Source organism: Micrococcus sp. FDAARGOS_333 (assembly GCF_002206575.2).
Lineage (GTDB): Bacteria > Actinomycetota > Actinomycetes > Actinomycetales > Micrococcaceae > Micrococcus > Micrococcus lylae.
Genome location: NZ_NJFJ02000001.1, coordinates 2,589,213 through 2,606,927, shown reverse-complemented (window position 1 = coordinate 2,606,927; position 17,715 = coordinate 2,589,213). Strand labels below are relative to the sequence as shown.

General features: G+C 72.5%; 16 protein-coding genes. 8 read left to right on the top strand and 8 right to left on the bottom strand.

Annotated elements, in window-relative coordinates:
* Positions 1 to 72: 72 nt before the first annotated feature.
* Both CEQ11_RS11630 and CEQ11_RS11625 read right to left on the bottom strand, forming a co-directional pair.
* On the bottom strand, positions 73 to 618 hold the full coding sequence (locus CEQ11_RS11630; RefSeq protein WP_227718863.1) for a hypothetical protein: 546 nt from the start codon (positions 616 to 618) through the stop codon (positions 73 to 75).
* Positions 615 to 1,142 carry a MarR family winged helix-turn-helix transcriptional regulator gene (locus CEQ11_RS11625; protein WP_227718862.1) on the bottom strand — a complete coding sequence of 176 codons (528 nt, stop codon included), beginning with the start codon at positions 1,140 to 1,142 and terminating at the stop codon, positions 615 to 617. The genes CEQ11_RS11630 and CEQ11_RS11625 overlap by 4 nt, the downstream gene beginning before the upstream one ends.
* Positions 1,143 to 1,206: 64 nt before the next feature.
* Between CEQ11_RS11625 and CEQ11_RS11620 the strand changes: the two genes are divergently transcribed.
* Positions 1,207 to 3,567 carry an MMPL family transporter gene (locus CEQ11_RS11620; protein WP_088478700.1) on the top strand — a complete coding sequence of 787 codons (2,361 nt, stop codon included), beginning with the start codon at positions 1,207 to 1,209 and terminating at the stop codon, positions 3,565 to 3,567.
* A 97-nt stretch (positions 3,568 to 3,664) separates the two neighbouring features.
* On the opposite strand, the gene CEQ11_RS11615 is transcribed toward CEQ11_RS11620, so the two are convergent.
* The gene (locus CEQ11_RS11615) at positions 3,665 to 5,215 is read right to left on the bottom strand and encodes a hypothetical protein (protein WP_127913494.1); all 1,551 of its coding nucleotides are present in this window, start codon (positions 5,213 to 5,215) and stop codon (positions 3,665 to 3,667) included.
* Positions 5,216 to 5,599: 384 nt separating this feature from the next.
* On the opposite strand from CEQ11_RS11615, the gene dnaK reads away from it, so the two are divergent.
* From dnaK to CEQ11_RS11590, 5 genes are all read left to right on the top strand, one after another.
* On the top strand, positions 5,600 to 7,465 hold the full coding sequence (dnaK, locus tag CEQ11_RS11610) for a molecular chaperone DnaK (protein ID WP_067189665.1): 1,866 nt from the start codon (positions 5,600 to 5,602) through the stop codon (positions 7,463 to 7,465).
* Positions 7,466 to 7,655: 190 nt separating this feature from the next.
* Positions 7,656 to 8,315 (top strand): nucleotide exchange factor GrpE, encoded by a 660-nt coding sequence (locus CEQ11_RS11605; RefSeq protein WP_127913493.1) that lies wholly within the window; start codon positions 7,656 to 7,658, stop codon positions 8,313 to 8,315.
* A 134-nt stretch (positions 8,316 to 8,449) separates the two neighbouring features.
* Positions 8,450 to 9,448: a DnaJ C-terminal domain-containing protein gene (locus tag CEQ11_RS11600; protein WP_067189633.1), complete on the top strand. Its 999-nt coding sequence runs from the start codon at positions 8,450 to 8,452 to the stop codon at positions 9,446 to 9,448.
* On the top strand, positions 9,445 to 10,032 hold the full coding sequence (locus CEQ11_RS11595) for a heat shock protein transcriptional repressor HspR (protein WP_067189631.1): 588 nt from the start codon (positions 9,445 to 9,447) through the stop codon (positions 10,030 to 10,032). The genes CEQ11_RS11600 and CEQ11_RS11595 overlap by 4 nt, the downstream gene beginning before the upstream one ends.
* 2 nt (positions 10,033 to 10,034) lie before the next feature.
* Positions 10,035 to 11,135 (top strand): alpha/beta hydrolase, encoded by a 1,101-nt coding sequence (locus tag CEQ11_RS11590; RefSeq protein WP_227718861.1) that lies wholly within the window; start codon positions 10,035 to 10,037, stop codon positions 11,133 to 11,135.
* Between the two features lie 26 nt (positions 11,136 to 11,161).
* Here the strand turns inward: CEQ11_RS11590 and trmB are convergent, their stop codons facing one another.
* Together trmB and CEQ11_RS11580 are read right to left on the bottom strand one after the other, a co-directional pair.
* On the bottom strand, positions 11,162 to 12,121 hold the full coding sequence (gene trmB, locus CEQ11_RS11585; protein WP_088478698.1) for a tRNA (guanosine(46)-N7)-methyltransferase TrmB: 960 nt from the start codon (positions 12,119 to 12,121) through the stop codon (positions 11,162 to 11,164).
* A gap of 48 nt (positions 12,122 to 12,169) precedes the next feature.
* A complete protein-coding gene (locus tag CEQ11_RS11580) occupies positions 12,170 to 12,766 on the bottom strand; it encodes a polysaccharide deacetylase family protein (RefSeq protein ID WP_180962177.1) in 597 nt (198 codons plus the stop codon).
* Between the two features lie 49 nt (positions 12,767 to 12,815).
* On the opposite strand from CEQ11_RS11580, the gene CEQ11_RS12785 reads away from it, so the two are divergent.
* Positions 12,816 to 13,427, top strand: a complete 612-nt coding sequence (locus CEQ11_RS12785; protein WP_127913492.1) for a hypothetical protein — start codon at positions 12,816 to 12,818, stop codon at positions 13,425 to 13,427.
* A gap of 238 nt (positions 13,428 to 13,665) precedes the next feature.
* On the opposite strand, the gene CEQ11_RS11570 is transcribed toward CEQ11_RS12785, so the two are convergent.
* Positions 13,666 to 15,225: a hypothetical protein gene (locus CEQ11_RS11570; RefSeq protein ID WP_102957531.1), complete on the bottom strand. Its 1,560-nt coding sequence runs from the start codon at positions 15,223 to 15,225 to the stop codon at positions 13,666 to 13,668.
* A 4-nt stretch (positions 15,226 to 15,229) separates the two neighbouring features.
* Positions 15,230 to 15,979, bottom strand: coding sequence for a DedA family protein (locus CEQ11_RS11565; protein WP_227718860.1), 750 nt, complete (start codon positions 15,977 to 15,979; stop codon positions 15,230 to 15,232).
* 233 nt (positions 15,980 to 16,212) lie between these two features.
* On the opposite strand from CEQ11_RS11565, the gene CEQ11_RS11560 reads away from it, so the two are divergent.
* Positions 16,213 to 16,806 carry a hypothetical protein gene (locus CEQ11_RS11560; protein ID WP_070640156.1) on the top strand — a complete coding sequence of 198 codons (594 nt, stop codon included), beginning with the start codon at positions 16,213 to 16,215 and terminating at the stop codon, positions 16,804 to 16,806.
* Between the two features lie 84 nt (positions 16,807 to 16,890).
* On the opposite strand, the gene CEQ11_RS11555 is transcribed toward CEQ11_RS11560, so the two are convergent.
* Entirely contained in the window at positions 16,891 to 17,715 is an 825-nt protein-coding gene (locus CEQ11_RS11555; protein WP_088478696.1) for an amino acid ABC transporter ATP-binding protein, read from the bottom strand.

Here is a 17,715-nt window from a genome sequence, read left to right as displayed (position 1 = left end):
TAATGGGGTGGCGCATCAGGTGACTTCGCCCACATCGTCCCAGATCAGATCCCGTCCAGGGATGGTCTCGGCTCAGTGCAGGCGTACCCGCAGGCCGGCGGCGTGCGCGGGGGAGTGGTCCGTCAGGTAACGCTCCTCCTGCGCCGCCCAGCGGTCCCAGTGCGGGGCATAGACCTCGCCGTCGCGGGCGAGGGCGAGGGTGCGCCGGTCGGCGTCGTCGGCATCCACCCAGACGCCGAGGGTCAGCAGGCTGCGGGCGCCGTGGCAGAGCGCGCCGACCCCCTCGCAGACCACCACGTCGGCGGGCGCCACGGCCCGCCGTGGGCCGGGCCGGCCCTCGTGCCAGTCCCAGGTGGGCACGTCGGCAGGCGACCCCGCCGCCAGGTGACGCAGCGCAGCCACGTAGGGCCCGTCGTCGTCGGTGACGGCCGCCAGGCCGTCCCAGCCGGGGTACATCTGCTCGAGGGCGAGCAGGCGGACCTCGGCGAACGGCGAGAGTCGGTCGACGAGTGCGGCCGCGAGGGTGGTCTTCCCGGAGCCGGAGCGGCCGTCCACGCCGATCAGGACGGGGCCGTGGGACAAGGCTGCGCGGCCGTCCGAGGCAGGCGACCTGCTCACGCGGACGAAGCCTCTCGGGCGTCTTCCCGGGGCTCCGCGGCGGAGTCCTGCACGGGGAGGGTCGACTCGAGCTCGGTGAGCGAGGCGGTCGCGGCGCGGATGACCTGCAGGGCCGTCCGCAGCTCCTCGTCGGTGAAGTCCGCGAGGGCGGCGCGCAGTGCGCCGCCCATGGGGGCGAAGGCCGCCATGCCGTCGCGGACGGCGGAGTCGGTGTGGTGGACCAGCACGCGGCGGCGGTCCTGCTGGGAACGTGCGCGGGTGGCGTGGCCGGACTCGACGAGCCGGTCCACCACAGCGGTCGTCGCGGGCTTGGTGAGGCGCAGGTGGCCGCCGAGGTCCGAGGCGCTGGTCTCCAGACCGGCAGAGGCGCGGCGCATGAGGATGCTCAGGGCGCGCAGGTCCGTGCGGTAGAGCCCGACGGCGCGTCCGGCCAGGTCCACCATCCGGTCCGCGCTCTCCTCGAAGTCCCGCAGGGCGGTCGTCACCGCATGCAGGGGGTCGTGAGGGTCGGGCACGGAGTTCACAGTCCTGGAGTCTACTCGCCCACATCCAGTTGGTTTGACAGTCGAACCACCGTAGGGTTATCCCATGCCTTCACGCGCGCCCGGTTCGGACGCCTCCGCTGCCTCACCTCTCGACGAGTACCGTTCTCCGCCGGCCCGTGCCGGACACCGGGGGACAGCCCCCGCAGACGACCCGGCCGCGGACGGCCGGCACGCGGGCGCCGAGCCCGGCGCGCCCGCCCCGCTGACAGGTGCGAAGCGCCCGTCAGCAGGCCTGCGCACCGGCCTGGCCGTGATCCTGTCCGTCCTGTGGTTCGCGGCGATGGGCTTCGGCGGCCCGACGTTCGGCGCGATCTCCGAGGTCTCCTCCAACGACCAGGCGACCTTCCTGCCGGCGGGCGCCGAGTCCACGCTCGCCTCCGAGGAGGCTGCGAAGTTCCGTCAGGGCGAGGCCGTGCCGGCAGTCGTCGCGGGCGAGGCGGACGTCGATCCCCAAGCGGACGCTCCCGCCGTCGAAGCGCTCACCGGCGCCCTGAAGGACGTCGAGGGTGTGCAGGAGGTCGTGGGCCCGTTCCCGAGCGAGGACGGCGGGGCGCTCCAGCTCATCGCCCTCGTGGACACCTCGGACGGGGCCCCCGAGCTCGACTCCGTGGTGGATCAGCTGCGCACCGTGCTGGCCCAGACCACCGCGGACGACCCCGCCGTGCAGGACTCCTCGCTGGCGGACACGCAGTGGCACGTGACCGGCCCGGCCGGCCTGGCCTCGGACCTGGGCGGCGCGTTCGCCGGCATCGACGGCATCCTGCTCGCCGTCGCACTGACGGTGGTGTTCGTGATCCTCGTGGTCGTGTACCGCTCGGTGCTGCTGCCGATCGTCGTGCTGCTGACCGCCATGGGTGCGTTGTGCGCCGCGATCGTGGCCGTGTACTGGATGGCCCGCTGGGACTGGATCCAGCTCAACGGCCAGTCCCAGGGCATCCTCTCGATCCTCGTGATCGGTGCCTCCACGGACTACTGCCTGCTCCTGGTGGCCCGCCACCGCGAGGAGCTGCTGGTCCGCGAGCACGTGTTCGACGCCCTCGTGGCGGCGGTCCGCGGCAGTTTCGGCGCCATCACCGCCTCGGCGTCCACCGTGGCGATCGCCCTGCTCTGCCTGCTGTTCTCCGATCTGAACTCGAACCGCTCGCTCGGCCCGATCGCCGCCTCCGGCATCCTCTTCGCCTGGCTCGCCGCGCTCACCATGCTTCCGGGGATCCTCCAGCTGCTCGGTCGTGTCGCCTTCTGGCCGAACATCCCGTCACCGGCGAACGCCCGCGCCCGCAGGGAGAGGCTGGCCGCCGAGGGCAGGTCCTACCGCCAGCCGGAGGACGCCGAGGGCCGTCCGATCGCCGGCCTCGAGAACGACCATGGGATCTGGACGCGCTCGGCCGCCTTCGTGGCCCGCCACGCCCGCGCGGTCTGGATCGTCACCGCCGCCGTGCTGCTCGCCGTGGCCGCCGGCATCACCCAGCTCAACGCCTCGGGCGTCTCCCAGACCGACGTGATCCTGGGCGAGTCCGACGCGAAGGCCGGCCAGGCCGTGCTCTCGGAGCACTTCGCCGCCGGCTCCGGCTCCCCGGCGAGCATCGTGGTCCCGACGGACGAGCGCGACCGCGTACAGGAGATCCTCGAGGGCACCGACGGCGTCGCCGAGGTCCAGCTCGAGGCTGAGGGCGGCGCCCCGGCGGAGACCCCGCCGAGGGACCTGCCGCCGCTCGAGGTGGACGGCCACGTGCTGTTCTCCGTGACCCTGGCCGACCCGGCCGAGTCCCTCGAAGCGCAGCAGACCATCGAGACGATCCGCACCGAGCTGCAGGGCATCCCGGGCGACACCCTCGTGGGCGGCACCGCGGCCGAGGCGCTGGACACCAACGACACCGCCCAGCGCGACCTCGTGGTCATCATCCCGCTGGTACTGGTGGTGGTGCTGCTCATCCTGATGGTGCTGCTCCGCTCCGTGCTGGCAGCCGTCCTGCTGGTGGCGGCCACCGTCATCAGCTTCGGCACCGCGATGGGAGTCTCGGCGCTCGTGTTCAACCACGTCTTCGAGTATCCGGGGGCGGACCCGACCGTGCCGCTGTACGGCTTCGTGTTCCTCGTGGCGCTCGGCGTGGACTACACGATCTTCCTCATGACCCGCACGCGCGAGGAGGCGGACGTGGTCGGCACCCGGGCCGGAGTCCTCAAGGCGCTCACGGTCACCGGCGGCGTCATCACCTCCGCCGGCGTGGTGCTCGCGGCGACGTTCGCGGCGCTGGCCGTGATCCCGCTGGTGTTCATGGTGCAGCTCGGGTTCATCGTGGCCTTCGGCGTGCTGCTGGACACCCTCGTGGTCCGCACCCTGCTGATCCCCGCGCTCGTGCGTGACATCGGCCCGAAGGTCTGGTGGCCCGCCGAGGCCGCCTGACCCGGGTCCTGCCGGGCCCTTCCCGACGACGGCCCGCGCCCACCGCGGAGAGGGTGCGGGCCGTCGTCGTCCCGCCACGGCGGGCGTGGGGCGTCGGTCAGTCGCCGAGGGTGAAGTCCACCATCAGCAGGTGGGACAGTGCCACGGAGTGACCGGAGTGGGAGTGGAAGGGCTTGCCCAGCGCGCGCAGGGCCTCCACTGTGCGGTCTGTGCGCGCCATGGCGCGGCCCATGATGAAGCGACGCACCTCCGGGCGGGCGGCGGCCCGGTCGATGTCCTGCAGCCAGCGCTGGAAGCCGGCGGACAGGGGATCGTCCGGGTCGGCTGCCTCGACCGTGTCGTCGCCGTAGGCCGTGCCGGCGGCGAGCCGGTCCGAGGCGGGCAGGACGACCAGGCTCTCGAGCTCCTGCGCGGTGGGTGCCTTGCGGGCGCTGTCGTAGTCCACGTCCTTGAGCCCGGGGACCAGGGACTCCATGACGTCGAAGTAGAAGCGGCGGCGCACGTCCTGCGGGAGGGCGGTCAGCGCCCGGATGGCGTACTTCGAGTTGAGCGGCATGAACAGCGGGCGGGCCTTCGGGATGTGGCCGAAGTGGAAGCGGTTCCGGAACTCGAGGTAGTGCTGGATGCTCGGCACGACGCCCGGGGCGATCTGCTTCAGCTGCTCCTGCGTGGTGGCCATCTCCTCCTGCCAGAGGGCGAAGTCGGCGGCGGGCATCTTCCCCTCGAACGGCTCCAGCAGGCGCAGCGGCTCGGCATGCCGGTAGTACTGCTTGATGGTGCCGCCACCGCCGCCGTGTGCATGCACCTCGAACGGGTTCTGGAACGTCGAGGACATATAGACCGGGGTGTACACGCCGAGGCTGTTCTCCCGCCAGTGGCGGTAGGCGCGGGACCCGGAGACCAGGGTGCGGGAGGGCGGCTTGGGGCCGTTCACCGTCAGGCCGTGGGCCTCGGCGATCCCCTTCGCGACGGCCAGGTCCTCCTTCTGGTTGACGCCCGAGTGCAGCCAGAACCGGTCCGAGTCCGTGCGGAACAGGCCGGACTCGAGGAGGAACGCGAACACCGTGCGGGAGTCCACGCCGCCGCTGAGGTCCGCGGTGAAGGTGACCCGCGGGTCCGCGAGCAGGGCGCGGGTGCGCCCGCGCCAGACGTCGAGGTACTGCTGGAGCGCCGCCTCGTACTCGAGCGGCTCGAGCTCGGGGGCGCGCTCGAGCACGAGGACGCCCCCGCGGATCACCGCGACGGTGCCGACCGGCAGGAGTCGGATCTCGTCGAACGGCGTCTGGAAGGTGGACAGCTGCATGGTCAGCGTCTGGCGGAGGGCGAACGGACGGAGCCTGCCGAGCCGGGGCGTGAGCGTCATGCCCTCGGCGCGCAGGTGCTCCACCAGCCCGCTGTAGGAGGAGCCGAGCGCCCATTCGTCGCCGCTGCGGTAGAGGAAGAGACGGCCCAGACCGCTGGCGTCCGTGCCCACCTCGAAGCGGCGGCCGAAGAGCCTGCCCGCCCGGCGTGCGACCACGTAGCAGCCGTCCTCGCCGGGGCCGACGGTGCGGCCGGTGCGCGCGCGATACGCGGCCATGCCCGCGGGCCCGTGCACGTAGTCCGTGCCGACGAAGGCGTATCCCTCGAACTGCTCTGTGGGTCGCATGCGACTCGAGAGGATGAACACGTGTCACTCCTGGGTTGCGGGTCCGATCTTCAGAAGTCTAGTCAGCACCTGTGCGCCGACACTGCGATGGGCTCGGCAGGGCTCCGCGCGGGCGCCGCGAGCGCTTCCGAGGGAAGCCCGGGAGGGCGCCCGCGAGATGCCCGAGAGCGGGTCCGGCAGGGATGTGACGAGGATCACCAGGCGCCGGGAATGAAGTCCCCGGGGGTGGGGTTGTACTGCACGACACCAGAACATGAGTCGAGGTGACTCAGGTTTCTTGACAGGCCTTCCGCTCCGGTGGCAGGTTGAGTCCAGAACGCTCAAGGGCGGCCGGCACCGGTCGGCCGCGGTCACCTCGAGCAGCAGTCGACGAAAGGACGCATGATGTCGCGAGCAGTGGGTATCGACCTGGGCACCACCAACTCCGTGGTCGCCGTCCTCGAGGGTGGCGACCCGGTCGTCATCGCGAACGCCGAGGGCGCACGCACCACCCCGTCGGTGGTCGCCTTCTCCAAGTCCGGCGAGGTGCTGGTCGGCGAAGTCGCCAAGCGCCAGGCCGTCAACAACCCGGACCGCACCCTGGCCTCGGTCAAGCGCCACATGGGCACCGACTGGACCACCGAGGTGGACGGCAAGAAGTACACGGCGCAGGAGATCTCCGCGCGCACCCTGATGAAGCTGAAGCACGACGCCGAGGAGTACCTGGGCGAGAAGGTCACCGACGCGGTGATCACCGTCCCGGCCTACTTCAACGACGCCGAGCGCCAGGCCACCAAGGAGGCCGGCGAGATCGCGGGCCTGAACGTGTCCCGCATCATCAACGAGCCGACCGCGGCCGCCCTGGCCTACGGCCTCGAGAAGGGCAAGGAGGACGAGCTCATCCTCGTCTTCGACCTCGGCGGCGGCACCTTCGACGTGTCCCTCCTCGAGGTGGGCAAGGACGAGGACGACTTCTCCACCATCCAGGTCCGCGCGACCTCCGGCGACAACCGCCTCGGCGGCGACGACTGGGACCAGCGGGTGGTGGACTGGCTGCTGCAGCAGGCCAAGGCCAAGGGCGCCGACCTGTCCAAGGACAAGATCGCCCTCCAGCGCCTCAAGGAGGCCGCCGAGCAGGCGAAGAAGGAGCTGTCCTCCGCGACCAGCACCAACATCTCCCTGCAGTACCTCTCCGTGACCCCGGAGGGCCCGGTGCACCTGGACGAGCACCTCTCCCGTGCGAAGTTCCAGGACCTCACCGCGGACCTGCTGGAGCGCACCCGCAAGCCGTTCGACGACGTGATCGCCGAGGCCGGCGTGAAGGTCGGCGACATCGACCACGTGGTCCTGGTGGGCGGCTCCACCCGCATGCCGGCCGTGACCGAGCTCGTCAAGGAGCTCACCGGCGGCAAGGAGCCGAACAAGGGCGTGAACCCGGACGAGGTCGTCGCCATCGGCGCCTCCCTGCAGGCCGGCGTGCTTGCCGGTGAGCGCAAGGACGTCCTGCTGATCGACGTGACCCCGCTGTCGCTGGGCATCGAGACCAAGGGCGGCGTGATGGCCAAGCTCATCGAGCGCAACACCGCCATCCCGACCAAGCGCTCGGAGACCTTCACCACCGCCGAGGACAACCAGCCGTCCGTGTCCATCCAGGTGTTCCAGGGCGAGCGCGAGTTCACCCGGGACAACAAGAACCTCGGCACGTTCGAGTTGACCGGCATCGCGCCGGCCCCGCGCGGCATGCCGCAGATCGAGGTCACCTTCGACATCGACGCCAACGGCATCGTCCACGTGTCCGCCAAGGACAAGGGCACCGGCACCGAGCAGTCCATGACCATCACCGGCGGCTCCTCGCTCTCCCAGGAGGACATCGACCGCATGGTCAAGGACGCCGAGGCCCACGCGGAGGAGGACAAGAAGCGCCGCGAGGCCGCCGAGCAGCGCAACCAGGCCGAGCAGTCGGCCTACGCCGTGGACAAGCTCCTCAAGGAGAACGGCGAGAAGCTCTCGGATGAGGTGAAGACCGAGGTCCAGGCCGACGTCGACGCCCTCAAGGCCGCTCTGGAGAAGCAGGACAACGACGACGAGGTCAAGGCCGCGTTCGAGAAGCTCCAGGCGTCCCAGGTCAAGATCGGCGAGGCCCTCTACGCCCAGCAGCAGGCCGACGGCGCCGCCGCCGGCGAGCAGCCGGGCGCGGACCAGGCCGACGGCGCCGACGAGGACGTCGTCGACGCCGAGGTGGTCGACGAGGACGACGAGAAGAAGGACTGATCCGGGGCGGGCCGGCCGGCGGCACCTGATGCCGACGGCCGGCCGGGACCGGTGACCTTCATCCGACGACGGCGGGCCGGCAGACCGCAGCCCGACGCTGCGGAGCCGACCCGCCGTCGTCGTCCCCGCCCCACCAGGGGCACGCAGACTTCCGGCCGCACCGGACGCGGCCGCATGAGAGGAGCCCGGCATGAGCCAGGACAAGCAGCCCGACGAGAACACCCAGCCCGAGGACGTCCGGCAGGACGGACAGGCCGCCGAGGCCGCCGACCGCGCCGCAGAGCAGACCGCCGAGCAGGAGGCCGCCGCAGCGCAGGAGGTGGACGGCGAGCAGGCCGACGGCGACGCCCTGTCCCAGGCCGAGAAGATCCTCCGGGAAGCCGGCGCGGACGCCGACGGCGCCGAGGCCGCGCCCGCCGGCTCGGACCGCGAGGCCGAGCTGGAGGAGGACCTGCGCCGTGTGCAGGCCGAATACGTGAACTACAAGCGCCGCGTGGACCGCGACCGCGACGTCGCCAAGGACCAGGGCGTCCTGAAGGCCGTGACGTCCCTCCTTCCGGTCCTGGACGATCTGGACGCCGCCCGTGCCGCCGGCGAGCTCGCCGACGGCCCGATGGCCGCGATCGCCGCGAAGCTGGACACCGTGCTGAACGGCCTCGGCCTCGAGCGTCACGACCAGGAGTCCCTGGCCGGCACCGAGTTCGACCCGGCCGTGCACGAGGCCGTGCTGCGCCAGCCGAACGACGAGGTCCCGGCCGAGCACATCGTCCAGGTCTTCCGCAACGGCTATGTGCGCAACGGCCGCGTGCTGCGCGCCGCCCAGGTCATGGTCTCCGCCGGCGCGGAGTGACCTGCGCCGTGGACGTCGCGGCCGGCAGCACCGGCCGCGACGCCCACGGCACCCGTGACGCCCACGGCACCGGCGACGCCCGGCGGCGGGCGTGGCGCAGATGAACCACCACACCTGACAGAGAGGAGGCGGCGATGGCCTCGCAGGACTGGATCGACAAGGACTTCTACGCGATCCTCGGGGTGTCCAAGGACGCCTCCGAGTCGGACATCAAGAAGGCCTACCGCAAGCTCGCCCGCAAGCACCACCCGGACCAGAACCCCGGAGACGCGGAGGCCGAGCGCAAGTTCAAGGAGATCACCGAGGCGAACACGGTGCTCTCCGACCCCCAGCAGCGCCAGGAGTACGACGCCCTGCGCGCCATGGGCGGCGGCGCCCGCTTCACCGCCCCGGGCGGCGGCGGGACCGGCGGCTTCGAGGACGTGTTCGGCGACCTGTTCAACGGCGGCCGCGGCGGCACCCGCTTCTCCACCGGAGGTGGCGGCGGCCCGGACCTGTCCGACCTGTTCGGAGCCTTCACCGGCGGCGGCGCGGGCGGCTTCGGCGGCTCCCCGGGCGGCGGCTTCGGCGGCTTCGGCCAGCCGTCCCCGTCCAAGGGCGCGGACCGCACCGCCACCACCACCATCTCCTTCCGCGGCGCCATGAAGGGCACCACCGTGTCCCTGCGTGCCGCGGACGGGGAGGTCGTGGACGTGCGCATCCCGGCAGGCATCCGGGACGGCCAGAAGGTCCGTGTCCGCGGCAAGGGCTCGCCCGGCGCCGCCGGCCGCGGCGACCTGATGGTCACCGTGCAGGTGCGCGAGCACCCGTTCTTCCACCGCGACGGCGACGACCTGCGCATCACCGTGCCCGTCACCTTCGCGGAGGCGGCCCTGGGGGCGACCGTGGCCGTGCCCACCCTGGACGGCGAGGTCCGTGTGAAGGTCCCCGCCGGCTCCGGCTCCGGCAAGGTGCTGCGCCTGAAGGGCCGCGGCGTGCCGGCGAAGAAGAAGACCGGCGACCTGTTCGTGGAGCTGCAGGTGGCGGTGCCCACCGACCTCTCGGACGAGGCGCGTGAGGCCGTGGAGGCCTTCGCCCGGGCCACCGAGGGCACCGACGTGCGCGCCGACCTGGCGACGAGGGCCTCCTGGTGAGCGCAGCCGACCGTGACGACGCCCGGGACCGCACCGCGAGTGCGGCCCGGGCGGCGGCGCACCGCGGCGCGGACTGGACCGCACCGGTGTTCGTGATCTCCGCCGCCGCGGAGATGACGGACATGCACCCGCAGACCCTGCGCCAGTACGACCGCCTCGGCCTGGTGGTCCCGCAGCGCCAGGGCGGCCGCCAGCGCCGCTACTCCCGTGCCGATGTGGACCGGCTGCGCACCGTGCAGGCGCTGTCCCGCGAAGGCGTGTCCCTCGAGGGGATCCGCCGGATCGTGGACCTGCAGCGGGAGGTGGAGCAGCTCCAGGACACCGTCGCAGACCTGGCCGGGCAGGTGGACCGCCTGCACCAGGCCTCCCGTCTGGCCCGCGTCTTCACCGTGGGCGCCGGCGGCGACGTCTCCACCCGCTACGGCGACTCCGAGACGCGCACCCGAGAGCGCCGCACCGGCCGCACCGCCGTCCCCGCGCCCACCACGGGCACCCCGCGCCAGCGCGGTGCGGTGGTCCGCGCCCTGCCCACCGGCTACTCCCGCACCCGCCGGGTGCTCACCTGGACCCCGCCGCAGGACTGACCGTGGCCGGGCCCCTGTCCCTTCCCGACGACGGCGCCGGCACCACCGGTGCGGCCGTCGCCTCCGCCTCGGCCTCGCCGGAGCAGGGCCCGTTCTCCCCGGAGCGGCTCGCGGCCCTCCGCGAACGGCTGCGTGCCGACATGCGCCGCCGGCCCGAGCTGGGCCGCCGTGCCCGGCGAGCCCTGGACGGCGTGGTGCACGCCTTGAAGCCGGACGGGCTGGACCGCTGTCTGCCGGACCGGGTGCTGCTCGAGTACAGCCTGGACCCGAAGACCGGCCCCGTGGCGGTGGTGGCCGTGGGCGACCCCTTCACCGCCACGCACGTGACCTGGATGGTCTCCGGCATGGGCATCCGCCCCGAGACCGCCATGTGGGGCGCCGTCAACGAGGCCGGGAATCTCTGGGCCGCCCAGCGGGCCGCCGGGGCGCCGCGTCCGGCGACGATCGCCTGGTTGGGCTACCGGTCCCCGAACGCCCTGGCCACCCTGTTCGACTCGCCGGCCCGCACGGGAGCCCGCGCGCTGGCCGATCACCTGATGCGCTGCCAGGACCAGCTGCGCCGTGCCCAGCCCGGAGCTGTGCCGCAGGTGCACCTCGGGCTGGAGGCACACTCCTACGGCACGGTCGTGGCCGCGTATGCGCTCGAGCTGCTACAGCAGCGCCGCCAGGCCGGGGACGTCGTGCCCTCGGTGGACGTGCTGGTGCTCGCCGGGGCCATCGGCCTGCCGCGTCGGCTCGCCCGGGAACCGGCGCTCATGGGGATGGACCCGCTCCGTGTCTACGAGGCGTCGGCACCGCAGGACCGGCTGGCGCAGATCGGCCGGTTCAGCGGCCGACGCCTTCCCTGGTCCGGCGTGCACACCCTGCCCGTGGAGCCTCCGGCTGCCGGTGCGCAGGGCCGAGCCCGCGGTGCCGTGGAGCGGACCGCCGACGCGGCCGCCGACGGCAGCACCCTGGGCGGGGCCGCCGTGCGAGGGCACGACACCTCCCGATGGAGCCCACAGGCCGGGGAGGACGCCCCGCGCGGCTACCGCGACCCGGGAACCATCACCCTTGCGGCCACGGCCCGCGTCACCACCGGCCTGCCGCTGCCGCGCGCCTGAGGCGGGCGGCCGGCGTCGGGAAAGGCTCAGCGGCGCACGTAGGTGAGGTCGAAGACGAGGCGGCCGGCCTTGAGGGCCTTGTTCTCGAACTGCGTGAGGGGGCGGCCCTCGAAGCGCGGCGCCCAGCCGCCGACGTGGTCCACCGGGTCCTGCGCCTCGGAGGCGACCACGGCCTCGCCCAGGCCCGCGCGGGCCGGACGCTGCCCGGCCTCGGCGTCGTCCCAGCCGGCGGGCAGGGGCTGCGCTCCCACCTCGAGCTCACGGCCCTCGCGCCGGACGCGTGTGAGCGGCGAGTCCTCGCCCGCGCGCTCGCCGGCATGGGGGTTCTCGAACTCGGCGGCGGCGTCCATGACCGCCCGCATGTGCACGGCGTAGCCGGACCAGTCCGTGGCCAGGCGCAGCACCCCGCCCGGGCGCAGCACCCGCGCCAGACGCTCGGCCAGGGCGGTGGAGACCAGTCGTCGCTTGTGGTGGCGGGCCTTGTGCCACGGGTCCGGGAAGAAGATCCAGACCTCGTCCACGGAACCGGGCTCCATGGTGTGGTCCAGCAGCTCCGGGGCGTTGGCCTCCACCGCGCGCACGTTGGTCAGGCCCTCGCGCTCCACGAGCCCCATCAGCCCGGCGAGGCCCGGAATATACACCTCCACGGCCAGCACGTTCCAGTCCGGTCGGTCCTTCGCCCCCTGCGCAGTGGACTCGCCCTGGCCGGAGCCGATGTCCACGAGCAGCGGGGCGCTGCGGCCGAACTGTGCGTCCCAGTCCACCTGAGCGTCCCGCGCCACGGAGGTGACCGCGCGGAATCGGGGGACCTCCACGAGGACCTCGTCCGCCATGCGCTCCCACACCGCCTGCCGCGAGCGGTTCAGGCGGGAGCCGCGACGTACGAAGGACACCGGCTCGCGGCGGAACAGCTCCGGGTCCTTGTCCCGGTTGTGGTCATGGACGTGGGCGCGGTCCTCGGCGGGCACGGGGTTCTGCTCGGTCATGGGCCGATTCTCCCCGGTGCGGGCACGGTGCCGCCAACCGGAGTCCCCTCAGGGGTGCATGCCGCTGTGCACCGCGGAGCCCGGGGCGACGCCCCCGGTGATCTGGTCCACCGTGACGAAGTGGTAGCCGCGCGCCTTCAGAGTCGTGATGATCTGCGGCACGGCGTCCACGGAGGTGGAGTGCACGTCGTGCATCAGCAGGATCGCGCCCGGCCGGGCCGCGGAGGTCACGCGCTGGACGACGGTCGGGGTGTCCTTGTCCTGCCAGTCGCGGGGGTCCACGTTCCAGTTCACGGCGCCGTGGCCCAGCGAGCCCAGCACCTGCAGGACGGAGGTGTTGTAGGAGCCGTACGGCGGCCGCACCGTGGACGGGGTGACGCCCTGGGCGCGCAGCAGCGCGTCTGTGGTGGCGATCTGCCGGCGCGCCGCGTCCGCGGAGACGGCAGTCAGCTGCGGGTGGTCATAGCTGTGGTTGCCGATCTGGTGGCCGGCGGCCGCCATCTTCCGGATGACGCCGGGACGCTGCTCGATCTGACGGCCGACCGTGTAGAAGGTCGCCTTCACGTCGTGGGCGGCCAGGATGTCCAGCAGACGCGAGGTGTGGGCGCCCGGGCCGTCGTCGAAGGTCAGGGCCACGCAGGGCACGGCCGAGCAGTCCACCGGGCCCGAGGTCGGCGTCGGAGTGGGTGTGGGCGTGGGTGTGGGGGTGGGGGTCGGTGCGGAGGTGGTCGGCGTGGGGGCTGGGGCGGATGGTGTCGGTGTGGGGCGCGGGGTCGTCGGTGCGGAGGTGGTCGGCGACGGCGTCGGAGCCGGAGAGGAGGTGGTCGGCGTGGGAGTGGGGGTCGGCGCCGGCGTCAGCGTGGGCGTCGGTGCGGAGGTGGTCGGCGACGGCGAGGGGCTTGGTGTCGCCGGAGCGGTGGTCGAAGGCACCGGTGGGGCCGACGGGGACCACGTGGGCGTCGGAGTCGGGGCGTCCGTGGTGGGCGCGGCCGTGCTCGAGGGGGAACGCGTCGGCGACGCCGGGGCGGACGCGGACGTGCTCGGTGCCGCCGTGGCCGGGGCGGAAGAGGACGACAAGGCAGTGGAGGAGGGGGCCGTCGTCGCGCTTTCGGTGGAGGAGGGAGAGGAGGACGACTCCGAAGGGGAGGAGGTCCGGGAGGCCTCCCGGGCGCCGGTGGGCACTGCCGACTCCGAGGGGTCTGCCCCGCAGCCGGTCAGCACGAGGCCGGCCAGGAGGGCGGAGACGGTGAGACGGCGGAGCGGGCGGGGACGGGCGGACACGAGGACCTCTTCCAGGAGCACGTGACGACAGGCCCCTGACGGGGCACGCAGGACGGGAGGGAGCCACGCTCAGTCCTGGGTCCGGAATGGATCCATAGGCAGGGGACAGGCGCGGCATCCAAGGACCACAGCGTACGTTCGCCGGAGGTCCTCACCGGCCGGATGACGTGGCTCCGGCCGGATCGATGCCGGAACGATGCCACATCGTGACCGAATGCCGACCCGCCTGGCCCGGTCATCCGACAGCGGCCACCCGGGGTTGCTCACCCGAGACGCGGCGCAGTGGCCTCCGTGTCCGTGGCGGAGGCCTCGACGGTCCCGCTGGGCGAGGGCTCTGCGGACTGCGTCCCCTCGGTGGAGGAAGGGTTCGGGGACCTCGAGGAACCCGGAGACGTCGATGCGCTCGCGGACGGGCTCGGAGACCCCGAGGGCTTCGGGGACGTCGATGCGCTCGCGGACGGGGTCGGCGACTCGGTCTCGGTCGGCGAGGGGCTCGGGGAGGTCGGTGATTCGGATTCGGTCGGCGAGGGGCTCGGCGACTCGGATTCGGTCGGCGAGGGGCTCGGCGACTCGGATTCGGTCGGCGAGGGGCTCGGCGACTCGGATTCGGTCGGCGAGGGGTCCGGGGACGTCGATGCGCTCGAGGACGGGGTCGGCGACTCGGATTCGGTCGGCGAGGGGCTCGGGGAGGTCGGCGAGTCGGTCTCGGTCGGCGAGGGGTCCGGGGAGGGCGTCGGCGACTCGGTCTCTGTCCGCGACGGGCTCGGGGACTCCGGCGATGCGGACTCGGTCGGCGAGGGGCCGGTCGTCGGGGACGTCGAGCGCGACGGCGTCGCGGACGACTCCGACGCACTCGGCTCCGCCGACTCCGAGCCGGTGGGACGGGAGGACGAGGACGGGGCGCCGCTCGAGGTCGGCGCCTGGGACGTCTGCGGAGCGGAGGTGGGGGCCTGGGAGGTCCGCGGTGCCGCGGTCTGCGGCGGCTGCAGCACCAACGGCTGCGGGTTGCGCGCCGCCTGCTGTCCACGACGGCCGGCATCCGAGAGCCAGGGGCCGAGCATGTCCGCGGAGACGCGGGCGTTGAGCACGCCGGCGCCCTCCGGGGCCAGGGAGCCCTGGTCCACCTCGAGCAGCAGGCTGCCGTCCTCCAGGAACACGATGCCGTCCCAGACCCGTCGGTTCTCCGCGGCGTCCGGCTCGCGGACGGCGGCGTCGAGGCGGTCTTCGTTCACGTCCGGGTCCTCCTGCAGGCGGGAGGCGATCTCGCGGCGCAGGGCGCTCCAGCCGCTCTCGCTGAACAGGTCCTCGGGGTCGAGGACCCTGCCCTGCTGTGCGTCGTACCAGAGCACGCGCGATGCGGCGACGGCGGTGTCCTCGCGCTTCTGGGTGGAGACGATGCGGGCCGCGGCGACCGTCGGACCCACCACGGCGAGCAGCGGCTGCACGTCCAGGTGCACATCCTGGTCCGTCGCGTCACGGGAGAAGGCGTCCACGCGGGCCAGCACGGCCTCCTCCATGGCCTTCGTCCAGGTGTCCGCGTGCGGGACGGCGAACCAGGCGCCGTCGTAGTCCGGGTCGGTGCCCTTGATCGCGCGCAGGGTCGCTCCCGGCAGCATGTCCAGGTCGTGCGTCGGCACGTCCATGGTGAACGGGGCCAGGTCCATCGGGGGCAGCGTCGTCGCCTCGGTGGCGGAGGACGACGGCGACGGGGAGGAATCATCGGCCGCGTCGTCCTTCGGACCACAGGCCGTCAGTGCGAACACCGCGACGGCGACGACGGAGAGGAGAGCGCGGGAGCGACGTCGGGAAGCGGGGGAGGGCATGGGTTCACTTTCGCGGGTCGTGGGAGGTGAGCAGGGCGTCGATCTTGGCGGCCGCCTCGTCCGCGGTGCGGGGGCGGAAGTCGGGGTCTCGGCGGCGTCGGCGGTTCCGCAGCACGCGCAGGACCACCCAGACGGCCAGGACCGTGATGACGAGGACCACGACCACGTTGGAGAACAGGTCAGCATAGTCCGACACGAGATGGAAGTTCGCGCCCAGCAGGTAGCCGCCGTAGACGAGGACGGTGTTCCACACGGCCGAGCCGATCGTGGAGTAGAGGACGAACAGGCCCAGGTGCATGCGCTCGATGCCTGCCGGGATGGAGATGAGGGACCGGAACACCGGGATCAGGCGGCCCAGCAGCACGCTCCACGTGCCGTAGCGAGCGAACCAGCGCTCGGTGGCCTCGACGTCGTCGATGTCCACCAGGGGGAGCCGGTCCGCGATCCGGTACATGCGGCGACGGCCGAGGGCTGCACCGACCCCGTACAGGGCGAGTGCGCCGACCACGGAGCCGACCGTGGCCCACGCGGTGGCAGCGAGAGGGGAGAAGGCGCCGTTCGCGGCGGTGAAGCCGGCCAGCGGCAGGATCAGCTCGGAGGGGATCGGCGGGAAGAGGTTCTCGGCGAAGACGGCGAGGGCGACGCCGACGGGGCCGACGGCCTCCATGATCGCGACGACCGCATTGCCGAGCCAGCCGTAGTCAGCGGACTCGGCGGCCGCGAGCGTGGAGAGGGCGCCAGGGGTGAGGTGCATGCCTGACATTCTTGCGCACGCGCGCACGCGAGGAGAGAGGGCATGACGTGAGGGATTGCTCACCTCGGCCCGGGCGGGGTCGGGGCCACGCCGGTCAGGGGACGACTTCCGGGGTGCCCAGGACGCATCGGGGCGCGGACTTCGGTAGTGTGGCCTGCTGTAGACCCTGACGACTACAGACGTCCTCTCGCGCACCAGAGTGTGCCGCGGGAATGACTGGAAGGAAGCGATCCATGAGCATCGTCCAGATTCCCCTGCGCCTCACCTCCGGCGCGTTCATCCTCAACTCGGGCCTCAACAAGCGGAAGCTGTCCGACGAGCAGGCCGCCGGCCTCCAGCAGATGGCCGTCAAGGGCGTGCCGCAGCTGTCGAAGCTGACCCCGGCCCAGTTCAAGAACTTCCTCGTCGCCTCCGAGATCGGCACCGGCGCGGCCCTGCTGCTCCCGGTGGTCCCGGGATGGCTCGCCGGCGCCGCTCTGACCGCCTTCTCCGGCGGCCTGATGTCCATGTACCTGAACACCCCGGAGATGACCCAGGCCGACGGCGTGCGCCCGTCCCAGGAGGGCACCGCGGTGGCCAAGGACCTGTTCCTCGTCGGCGCGGGCGTGGGCATCATGGCCGACTCCGTGGCCAACCGCCCGGGCAAGCGCCGCAAGGCCGCCAAGAAGCGCGCCGCCCGCATCGACGCTGCCCGTGACGCCAAGGTGGAGGCCATCGCCGCCGCCAAGGCCGACAAGGTGGACGCCATCCACGCCGCCCGCGACGAGCAGACCGCTGCCCTGCGCGAGGCCCGCGAGGAGCTGAAGAAGCTGCGCAAGGCCGCCTGAGCCTGACGCCACTGCACGACGGGGCCCGCACCGGATCATCCGGTGCGGGCCCCGTTGCGTCAGCCGTCATGCCGTCCCGGCCGGTCAGATGTCCACCTCGGTGGGGTTGAGGACGCGGCGCAGGAAGTCCTGCGTACGCGGCTGCTGCGGGTCGGTGATGACGTCCGCGGCACGGCCTTCCTCCACCACGATGCCGCCGTCCATGAAGACCACGCGGTCCGCCACCTCGCGGGCGAAGCCCATTTCATGGGTCACCACGAGCATGGTCATGCCGTCCTTGGCCAGCTGGCGCATGATGGCGAGCACTTCGCCGACCGTCTCCGGGTCGAGGGCGGAGGTGGGCTCATCGAAGAGCATGAGCTGCGGGGCCATGGACAGGGCGCGGGCGATCGCCACACGCTGCTGCTGTCCGCCGGAGAGCTGGTCCGGATAGCGGTCCGCGAGCTCACCGAGGCCCACACGCCGCAGCTGACGCCGGGCCACCTTCTGTGCTTCGGCCTTCCCCCGTTTGAGGACCTTGATCTGGGCGACCGTGCAGTTCTCCATCACGGTCAGGTGAGGGAACAGGTTGAACTGCTGGAACACCATGCCGACGTGGCGGCGCATGGTGTCGATGTCCACGTCCGGGTCAGTCACGGTGAACTCGCCGACCTCCACCGTGCCGCTGTTCGGGGTCTCCAGCAGGTTCACGCAGCGCAGCAGCGTGGACTTGCCCGAGCCGGAAGGGCCGATGAGGCAGACGACCTCGCCGGGGGCGACGTCCAGGTCGATGCCCTTGAGCACGTGGTTCGATCCGTAGGACTTGTTCAGGTCCTTGATGGTCACGCGGGCGGCCTGGACCTGACGCAGGGAGCCGGTGGTGGGCGGGTGCGGATCCGTGCCCGGGGTGTGTGCGGTGTTCTCGGACAT

What these genes read in the sequence shown, in the direction of transcription:
- trmB (WP_088478698.1), bottom strand. Translation starts at nt 12,121, where the DNA reads ATGACCGAGCAGAACCCCGTGCCCGCCGAGGACCGCGCCCACGTCCAT.
- dnaK (WP_067189665.1), top strand. Translation starts at nt 5,600, where the DNA reads ATGTCGCGAGCAGTGGGTATCGACCTGGGCACCACCAACTCCGTGGTC.
- CEQ11_RS11570 (WP_102957531.1), bottom strand. Translation starts at nt 15,225, where the DNA reads ATGCCCTCCCCCGCTTCCCGACGTCGCTCCCGCGCTCTCCTCTCCGTC.
- CEQ11_RS11600 (WP_067189633.1), top strand. Translation starts at nt 8,450, where the DNA reads ATGGCCTCGCAGGACTGGATCGACAAGGACTTCTACGCGATCCTCGGG.
- CEQ11_RS11605 (WP_127913493.1), top strand. Translation starts at nt 7,656, where the DNA reads ATGAGCCAGGACAAGCAGCCCGACGAGAACACCCAGCCCGAGGACGTC.
- CEQ11_RS11560 (WP_070640156.1), top strand. Translation starts at nt 16,213, where the DNA reads ATGAGCATCGTCCAGATTCCCCTGCGCCTCACCTCCGGCGCGTTCATC.
- CEQ11_RS11620 (WP_088478700.1), top strand. Translation starts at nt 1,207, where the DNA reads ATGCCTTCACGCGCGCCCGGTTCGGACGCCTCCGCTGCCTCACCTCTC.
- CEQ11_RS11565 (WP_227718860.1), bottom strand. Translation starts at nt 15,979, where the DNA reads ATGCACCTCACCCCTGGCGCCCTCTCCACGCTCGCGGCCGCCGAGTCC.
- CEQ11_RS11615 (WP_127913494.1), bottom strand. Translation starts at nt 5,215, where the DNA reads ATGCGACCCACAGAGCAGTTCGAGGGATACGCCTTCGTCGGCACGGAC.
- CEQ11_RS11555 (WP_088478696.1), bottom strand. Translation starts at nt 17,715, where the DNA reads ATGTCCGAGAACACCGCACACACCCCGGGCACGGATCCGCACCCGCCC.